Here is a 7,511-nt window from a genome sequence, read left to right as displayed (position 1 = left end):
CGACGAAGACACCACCGACCAGACCAGTCCTGACCAGGAGAAACGCGCCGCCTAACGATCACTTGCCCCTGTCTCGTTTGACTTGACACCTACCGGTCCGCTGGACGGACGGCACCTGTCCGAGCGGACGAAGCGGGCCGTGCTGCGGACGACCGTCCGCCGCGCCGCGGACGAAGCCCGGACGACCGCCGAGTTCCTTGACCGCCTCCAGGATTCCGGCCTCCTGGTCAAGGCGCGCTACAGCCAGTACTTGCCTCCCCAGATCACCGGCTACGCCGTCGCGTTCCCCACCGACCACGGTGACGAAGAACCGACCTGGCACGCGGGAAGCCGCCTCGCAGATGACCTCTCACTGACGCGCCTCCAGCAACGCTGGACCTCGCCCGCCACCGGCCCCGCGCCAACGATCGACGACGACCTCACTGTCGAGGAACGGCAGGCCTTCTACGATGACGCCGCCCGTGCCGCTGCCCACGCCACCGCTCATCTCCGGCGCGACCTGGCTACCAATCCACACGCAGCCCAGGACGCCTGCTGGGCTGCGTCCGACGCCCTCCACGCGGCTGCCCAATCAACCGGCAACCACCACCTCCGCCGCGCGGCCGACACCTACGACCGCGCCGCACGTGCACCCTACGGGCGTCTTCCTCGCCCCACTCCTGCTGGCAACGCCTTGCGGAGCACAGCCCGGCTCCTTGCGCTAACCGGGGCCATGGACCGGACGGCGGTGTCAGCGATGCTGCTGATTTCCAACCTCATCAACCTGCTCGACACCATCGCTGAGCTCCGCCGACTCCAGCACCGCCAAGCCCAAGCCGACGCCGCCCGAAAAGCCACCGCCCAGGTCCGCGCAGCAAAACCCGCCGACCGCGACAACGCTCCACTTCAATCCGCACAGGCAGCCATGCCCTCACAAGCGCGTCTCGCCATGGCCGCGTTTCCCAACCCGTGGGCTCCGCTGCCACCCACGGCCTCCAGTCGCCCCGCACCGACCGGCCCCACGGCACCAACTCACCCAAGCCGCCAGCGCCGCTAACAAGTTCGCCATGGCGAAGCATCACCCCACCTCCACACACCAAGACACGGAGGCATCCGAATGCAGACCATGCACCACAAAGACCTCGACACTCTCCCCACGGTCGTCAGCATCATGACCGCCGCTCGCGCACTTGGACTCTCTCGTACGTACGCCTACGAGCTGGCGAAGCGTGGCGACTTCCCCTGCCGCATCATCCGAGTCGGCACCACCTACCGCGTGCCGACCGCGGAACTCCGCAGGCTGCTCGGCGTCACGTAGTCCCTCAGGAGCCGGCTTGCTCGCCGATTCCGGATGAAGCACGGGCGGCTGGCATGTCGGAGAGAGACGCTCGGCACCGGGATGGCGACGAAGCTCGGCATGCCGGTGCAGGGCGTCTGACCTCGGTGTTCAACCTTCAAGGCTCTACTTGAAAAGATCTACCCGGTTGTAGTTGACTCGCCGTGAGCGAGCGGAAGCAGAACGCCACTACCTCGATTCCGTGCCCTGGGACCTCCCGCCACCCTCTGCCCGTGAGGCGATCGAGGGCCTCGCTGTCCGGCACGAAGCGTTCTGTGAAGCCCCTGACGTCGGCCTGACGCTCACCGAGATCGACGAGGAGCTCGACGCAATTCGAGTGGTGTCCGACTGGGAAACGGCCTCACGAGTAGAGCAACTCCCGCAGAGCCGTCTCGCAACCCCCGACACCACGAAGTAATCGTTCCCGGAGAAGAAAACATGCGAGGCACGACCTACAAGCGCTGCGGTTGCCGCAATCCCGAGACCGGCGAGAAATATCCCGCGGGCAAGTGCCCGAAGCTGGTCAACCGCGACCACGGAGCATGGTGGGCGCGCTACGACGCACCCGCAGGAAGCAGCGGCCGACGAAGACAGCCGACCGTCGGGCCATTCAAGACCAAGAAGGCGGCGCAGCAAGCACTCACGGAAGAACTGGCCAAGTTCGAGATCCATGGACGGCAGCTGGATCGGAGCCTGAAGACGGGCGCGTACCTGGAGACGATCTGGCTTCCGGCCAAGAAGGAGAGCCTGTCCACCTCGACGTTCGCGGACTACACGGAGATCGTCCAGCTCTACCTGGTGCCCGGCCTGGGACACCTCAAGCTGGTCGACCTCAGGGACAAGCACGTGGTCGCCCTGAACGAGGCGATCATGCAGATCAACCGCCCTCTCCCCGAGGGGGCGAAGCCGAGCGAGATGCTCCGGCGCCTGCTTGAAGTCCGCGCGTACTCAACGCGACAGCTCAAGCTCGGAGAGGCTCCCCGCCGCAAGCAGACCAAGCCCATCTCCCCGACGAGGGTGAGGAAGATCCATGCGGTTCTGCTCTCGGCGCTCAACTGGGCGGTGAAGTCCAAGCGCCTGAGGGAGAACCCGATCGCGCACGTAGAAACACCTCGCGTCAGGGGAAGGCGGGCGAAGCCGCTCGTCTGGACGACCGAACGCGTCCAGCGGTGGCAGGAGACCGGCAAGGTGCCCGGCCCGGTGATGGTCTGGACGCCCGCCCAGACGGGCGCCTTCCTCGACTTCATCACGGACGAGCGGTTGTACGCCCTCTTCCACCTGGTCGCCTTCCGCGGGCTGCGTCGAGCCGAGGTCGCAGGACTGGCCTGGGCGGACACCGACCTCCAGGGCACGGGCACGCTGACCGTCCGCGAGACGCGTCCTGGCTCCGAGAGCCAGGCCGACGAGTACGACGACACCAAGTCCGAGGCCGGCGAGCGCACCGTGGCGCTGGACGAGGCGACCATCTCGGTACTGCTGGACTGGCGGGTCGTCCAGGAACGTGAAAGATCCGCCGCCGGCCCCGAGGTGTGGGTGGACTCCGGACGGGTCTTCACCCGCGAGGACGGGGCACGGCTGCGTCCCCAGTGGATCTCCACACGGTTCGAGGACCTGATCAAGAAGTACGGACTCGTCCAGGACAAGCACTCCGTCGAGGGCTGGTCCATCGACAGGATCGCCCGTCACCACCGGATCTCTGTCCGCACCGTCCAGGTGGCGACGGGAGGTGAGCCGCTGCCGCCGATCCGCTTTCACGATCTCCGGCACGGAGCCGCGACGCTCGCCCTGCTCGGCAACGTCAACATGAAAGTGATCAGCGAGACGCTCGGCCACGCCCGCCACTCGTTCACCGCCGACACCTACACCTCGGTACTTCCAGAGGTGTCCCGTGCAGCGGCCGAGGCGGTGGCCGCGGTCGTCCCTCGCCGACCCCAGCCGAGACGGTCCGACGCCACCAACGTGATCTCGTTCGCGGACCACCGCAACCGGCGCGGCCAACACGCAGGGTAATCAAAGTCGAGACGGTCGGCGCCCGCATCGTCCGGCGACGAAAGCACTCCGCCGACCTCCCGTGCACACCATGTGCACACCAGGCCAGGAGAAACGGACATCTGGAATGCGACAGGGACTTCGTTCAAGATCGCAATCTTGGACGAAGTCCCTGGTCAGAAGGGGCGGAGGATCGGGGATTTGAACCCCGGATGGGCTTGCACCCAAACCGCATTAGCAGTGCGGCGCCATAGACCGGACTAGGCGAATCCTCCAGGAGCCATCGGGCCCAGGACAGGTTACCGGGTCGGCGAGCCAACCGGCAAAGTCTGACCCTTGGCCCCGACAGCATAGTCGGAAACACGTCCGAGCGCCGCGCTCCCGGGGCCGCGGGAGCGGATCGCGCCGGGCGTCAGCCGCCGAGCCGGAACCCGGTGAATCCGCAGGCCTCGGCGAGGTCGTTGCCGTGCTGCCGCATTCCCGCGAGGTCTGGCTGGCGCGGCGTCGTGCTGCCGGACTGAACCTGCCGCAGCATCGACGCGGTCTCGTCGAGGTCGCCCGCGAACGCGGTCGCGGCGTTTTCGACGTCCCCGCCGGCGCTCTGTCCCTCGGAGCGCACCTTGGAGGCCGTGTCCGAGAACTTCTGCGCGGTGGCCGAGGCGCCGCTGGGCGACGACATCGACATGCCGCCCGTGGAGAAGCTCCGCAGCTCCGTCTCGATGTTCTTGCAGGCGGTCTTCTTCTTCCCGCCGGCGATGGCGTCGACCGCGCCACAGCCCGTGGAACCGAGCATCAGTCCACCGACGGCGAGGACGCCGACCAGCTTGGTGGCGGACATGCGCATGGGGATTCTCCTTCAGGGGGTTGGGCTTTCGGACGGGCTACACCCTCCCAGGTCACACCCGCCTTAATCACACCTTTGGCGTACCTACCCCACCAAGGGTTCCGTGACTCAAGTCACACTGCGAGGCCCTCGCGTCCGTCAACTGATTCGCGGTCAGGTCCCCGGAGCCGGTACAGTAACTCCGGCAGGCACCCGTAGCTCAACGGATAGAGCATCTGACTACGGATCAGAAGGTTAGGGGTTCGAATCCCTTCGGGTGCACCAGCTCAGAGGCCCCTTCCGGTTATGGAAGGGGCCTCTTGCGTGGGCCGTGGGAGCCGCGTTGGGAGCCCAGGTTCGGTCGGGCCCTGAAGAGGGCGCCGCTCAGGGGCTCAGCTGCTCATTGCCCTGCGTGGGTGGCCCCTTGCGCTGACGGTCAGGGCCTTGGACGCCGGTGGTGGTGTCAGGTGGCGCAGAACGCTCTGACGCGCATCCAGGAGTTGGCGTCGATGATGTTCTTGTCGTAGACGGTCCAGGTCCTGTCGTCCGAGCTCGGGTAGGTGTCGGTGATCAGGTTGCTGCCGCGGGGGGTGGACTCGCCCCCGCCGCTCAGCACCTTCGACCCGCCGGGCAGGTGACGGAGGGTGTTCGCCGACCGCCCCTGCTGGCCCTGACCATGCCGCTCACCTGGAGAGACTGGTGACGCCGGTTCCGCAGACGTTGTAGAGCGTGGTGCGAAGATCAGGTTCGGCGCTGAGGTCGTCACGTCGGCCGGCTCGCTCGGCGTTCCTGATGGCGGCGCGGCGGCAGGCGTTGTTCTGATCGGGGGATCGGGGCCGTCGGATCGGGACAACGACGGCTACTTCCGCCCGATCCGTCGGTGCCTGCTGGAGGTCGGGATCGCGGTCCTCAGCTACGACAGGCGTGGTGTGGGGCGGTCGTCGGGCCAGTGGCGTGCGGCGACCATGGACGACCTGGCACGCGGCCGGGGATCGGGAACGGAACGAGGGCCTGGCCGGCAGGCCCCGGCGGACGCGGTGCCAGTGGATCAGGTGGGGCGTCGTACCGAGGTCGTGTCGCTTGTCAGTGGCGAGCCGTTCGCTGCGGTGGGCAGGAGGTCGGGTACGCGGGCGCCTTCGTCGTCGACCAGGACTGAGTGCGTCTCGCCCGCTGTGAAGGCGTGGCGTTCGCCCCACTGCCGCAGCGCGACGATCACGGGGAAGAAGTCCTTGCCCGCCTCGGTGAGCGCGTAGAGCCGGCGCCTGCCCGAAGGGGCGTCGACCTGGGTGAGCAGGCCGTGGGCGGTGAGTTTGCGGAGCCGCTCGCTGAGGATGTTGCGGGCTATTCCGGTGCGCTGCTGGAAGTCGGTGAACGAGCGGGCGCCGTCCATCGCGTCGCGGACGATGAGCAGGCTCCACCGGTCGCCGACCAGATCGGCGGTGCGGGCGACCGGGCAGATCGGGTCCGTCCACGCGGGGTTCGGCCCGTCGGTCTCGTCGCGTGCCATCAGCCCTCCAACGAGTTGCGTAATGAAACCATTCTGGCCTACCCTCCGTTCAGTTGCAAAATGAAACCAACGGAGGTGGGCCGGTGCACTGGAGGACGAGGCTGCTGCTGGCGGCGGTGTGCGGGGTCGCGGTGGCGAGCGTCTACGCCGGGCAGCCGGTGCTGGGCGCGATGGGCCGGGACCTGGACGTGCCGGTCGACTCGCTCGGCTGGTTCGTGGCCGCCGGCCAGCTCGGCTATCTGGCGGGACTGGTGCTGCTGGTGCCGCTGGGCGACATGCTCGACCGCAGGCGCCTGATCGCCGCGCACCTCGGGCTGGTGGCCGCCGGAGCGGCGATCACCGGGGTCGCCCCGGTCGCCTGGGCGGCGTTCTCCGGACTGGCCGCGGCGGGCGTGTTCGCGGTGGTGGTGCAGACCGCCGTCGCGTACACGGCGTCGATGTCCCCGTCCGCCGAGCGCGGGCGCAACCTCGGCATCGTGACCTCGGGCGTGGTGATCGGCATCCTCGGTGCGCGCGTCGTGGCGGGAGTCCTCGCGGACCTGTGGGGATGGCGGAGCGTCTACCTGGTCCTGGCGGCCCTCGCCGGCGTCCTCGCGCTGCTCACCCTCACCGTGCTGCCCGCAGACGTCCGCTCTGACAGTGCACGGTACGGACAGGTGCTCCGGTCCTTCGGCGGGTTGTTCGTCCAGCCGGTGTTCCTCGGCCGCGGTCTGATCGCGTTCTTCCTTTTCGCGTCGTTCGGCACCCTGTGGAGCGGCCTGGCCCTGCCGCTGGCCGGTGCGCCGTGGCATCTCGGCGAAGCGCAGATCGGGCTTTTCGGCGTCGCCGGGCTGGCCGGGGCTCTGGGCGCCGCCCGGTCCGGGCGCTGGGGCGACGCCGGGCACGCGCGTCGGGTCACCGGCATCGCACTCGGGCTCCTGCTCGCCTCCTGGGCCGCGATCGGGCAGCTCTCGTGGTCGCTGCCCCTGCTGGTCCTCGGTGTGATCGTGCTCGACTTCGCCGTCCAGGCCGTCCACGTGAGCAACCAGCACACGCTCACCGCCGCCTACCCCGGCCGCACCAGCACCACCATCGGCGCCTACATGGTCTTCTACTCCCTCGGCTCGGCCCTGGGAGCGGCCGCGACCACGGCCCTGTTCGACGCCGCCGGCTGGGCAGGCCCCACCGCCCTCGGCGCGGCGCTCGCACTCTGCGCCTTCGTCACCTGGGCGTTCACTCCCCGAGCGGCGAGGACCGTCGACCGTGCCGCTCGGACACCAGGCGATCGAGGCCCGCGTCGTGTTCGGACGGCCGCGAGGCCGGGGAACCGCTAGCGGCGGGCGTGATGGATCTTGAGGCGGCCGAGGCCCATGGTGCCGGTGATGCGGATCTTGGGGCCGCCGGGGCGGGAGGGGCGGCGGGGCGTGTAGCGCGCGTCCTTCAGTCCGGTGTGCAGGCCCTCGATCTCGACGATCGCGTCGCGCGGGACGGTGATCTTGGCGCGGCCGGTGCCGACCTGCAGTTCGATGTCGACGACCGGGTGCTCGATGATCGCCTTGGACAGGTCCAGGCGCACGCGCCCGAAGGCGGACTCGACCTTGAGGCTGCGGGGTACGCGCCAGGCGCCGCGACGCTTGATCCGTCCGGTGGCGGCGCCGATCGTGGACGTGGTGCCCGCGTCCTCGGCCGGGAGTGCGGCCAGGGGTGCCGCGAGGTCGCCGTGGGTCCTGGCGGAGAGGACCTGGTCGAGGCGCTCGTCCATCTCCTCGTGCGTGAGGTGCCCGGTGGCGTAGGCATCGCGCAGGCGCTGCACGGCGGTGTCGCGGTCGTCGTCGCCGACGAGGCGCGCCAAGTCTTCTGGACGGGGGGTCACGAAATCACCTTAGCGCCGTGCCCGT

General features: G+C 68.8%; 8 protein-coding genes and 2 tRNA genes. 5 read left to right on the top strand and 5 right to left on the bottom strand.

The annotated features are described in order from the left end of the window. The first annotated feature begins 139 nt into the window (after positions 1-139). From CHC11_RS36885 to CHC11_RS36870, 3 genes are all read left to right on the top strand, one after another. Complete coding sequence (locus CHC11_RS36885; protein ID WP_089316527.1) at positions 140-1,036, top strand: hypothetical protein; 897 nt, start codon at positions 140-142, stop codon at positions 1,034-1,036. 69 nt (positions 1,037-1,105) lie between these two features. Continuing rightward, positions 1,106-1,297, top strand: a complete 192-nt coding sequence (locus CHC11_RS36880) for a helix-turn-helix domain-containing protein (RefSeq protein ID WP_089316542.1) — start codon at positions 1,106-1,108, stop codon at positions 1,295-1,297. Positions 1,298-1,753: 456 nt separating this feature from the next. Beyond that, positions 1,754-3,325 carry a tyrosine-type recombinase/integrase gene (locus CHC11_RS36870; RefSeq protein WP_089316525.1) on the top strand — a complete coding sequence of 524 codons (1,572 nt, stop codon included), beginning with the start codon at positions 1,754-1,756 and terminating at the stop codon, positions 3,323-3,325. A gap of 165 nt (positions 3,326-3,490) precedes the next feature. Here CHC11_RS36870 and CHC11_RS36865 read toward each other — a convergent pair. Further along, positions 3,491-3,579: transfer RNA gene (locus CHC11_RS36865), tRNA-Ser, on the bottom strand. Positions 3,580-3,716: 137 nt separating this feature from the next. Further along, on the bottom strand, positions 3,717-4,148 hold the full coding sequence (locus CHC11_RS36860; RefSeq protein WP_089316524.1) for a hypothetical protein: 432 nt from the start codon (positions 4,146-4,148) through the stop codon (positions 3,717-3,719). Between the two features lie 188 nt (positions 4,149-4,336). On the opposite strand from CHC11_RS36860, the gene CHC11_RS36855 reads away from it, so the two are divergent. Beyond that, positions 4,337-4,412: transfer RNA gene (locus CHC11_RS36855), tRNA-Arg, on the top strand. Positions 4,413-4,590: 178 nt separating this feature from the next. On the opposite strand, the gene CHC11_RS41805 is transcribed toward CHC11_RS36855, so the two are convergent. Beyond that, positions 4,591-4,743: a hypothetical protein gene (locus CHC11_RS41805; RefSeq protein ID WP_179279191.1), complete on the bottom strand. Its 153-nt coding sequence runs from the start codon at positions 4,741-4,743 to the stop codon at positions 4,591-4,593. A 432-nt stretch (positions 4,744-5,175) separates the two neighbouring features. Further along, a complete protein-coding gene (locus tag CHC11_RS36850) occupies positions 5,176-5,634 on the bottom strand; it encodes a winged helix-turn-helix transcriptional regulator (protein ID WP_089316523.1) in 459 nt (152 codons plus the stop codon). A gap of 83 nt (positions 5,635-5,717) precedes the next feature. On the opposite strand from CHC11_RS36850, the gene CHC11_RS36845 reads away from it, so the two are divergent. Continuing rightward, positions 5,718-6,947 carry an MFS transporter gene (locus CHC11_RS36845; protein ID WP_089316522.1) on the top strand — a complete coding sequence of 410 codons (1,230 nt, stop codon included), beginning with the start codon at positions 5,718-5,720 and terminating at the stop codon, positions 6,945-6,947. Here CHC11_RS36845 and CHC11_RS36840 read toward each other — a convergent pair. Further along, positions 6,944-7,486 (bottom strand): DUF1707 SHOCT-like domain-containing protein, encoded by a 543-nt coding sequence (locus CHC11_RS36840; protein ID WP_089316521.1) that lies wholly within the window; start codon positions 7,484-7,486, stop codon positions 6,944-6,946. The genes CHC11_RS36845 and CHC11_RS36840 overlap by 4 nt on opposite strands. Between the last annotated feature and the right edge of the window lie 25 nt (positions 7,487-7,511).

It is taken from the genome of Actinomadura mexicana (assembly GCF_900188105.1).
Lineage (GTDB): Bacteria > Actinomycetota > Actinomycetes > Streptosporangiales > Streptosporangiaceae > Spirillospora > Spirillospora mexicana.
The sequence above is the reverse complement of the archived record's forward strand: the minus strand, read 5'-3'. Positions and strand labels throughout refer to the sequence as shown.

Excerpts from the sequence above, each read along its gene's own strand:
- CHC11_RS36860 (WP_089316524.1), bottom strand. The coding sequence starts at position 4,148 with ATGCGCATGTCCGCCACCAAGCTGGTCGGCGTCCTCGCCGTCGGTGGA.
- CHC11_RS36850 (WP_089316523.1), bottom strand. The coding sequence starts at position 5,634 with ATGGCACGCGACGAGACCGACGGGCCGAACCCCGCGTGGACGGACCCG.
- CHC11_RS36880 (WP_089316542.1), top strand. The coding sequence starts at position 1,106 with ATGCACCACAAAGACCTCGACACTCTCCCCACGGTCGTCAGCATCATG.
- CHC11_RS36870 (WP_089316525.1), top strand. The coding sequence starts at position 1,754 with ATGCGAGGCACGACCTACAAGCGCTGCGGTTGCCGCAATCCCGAGACC.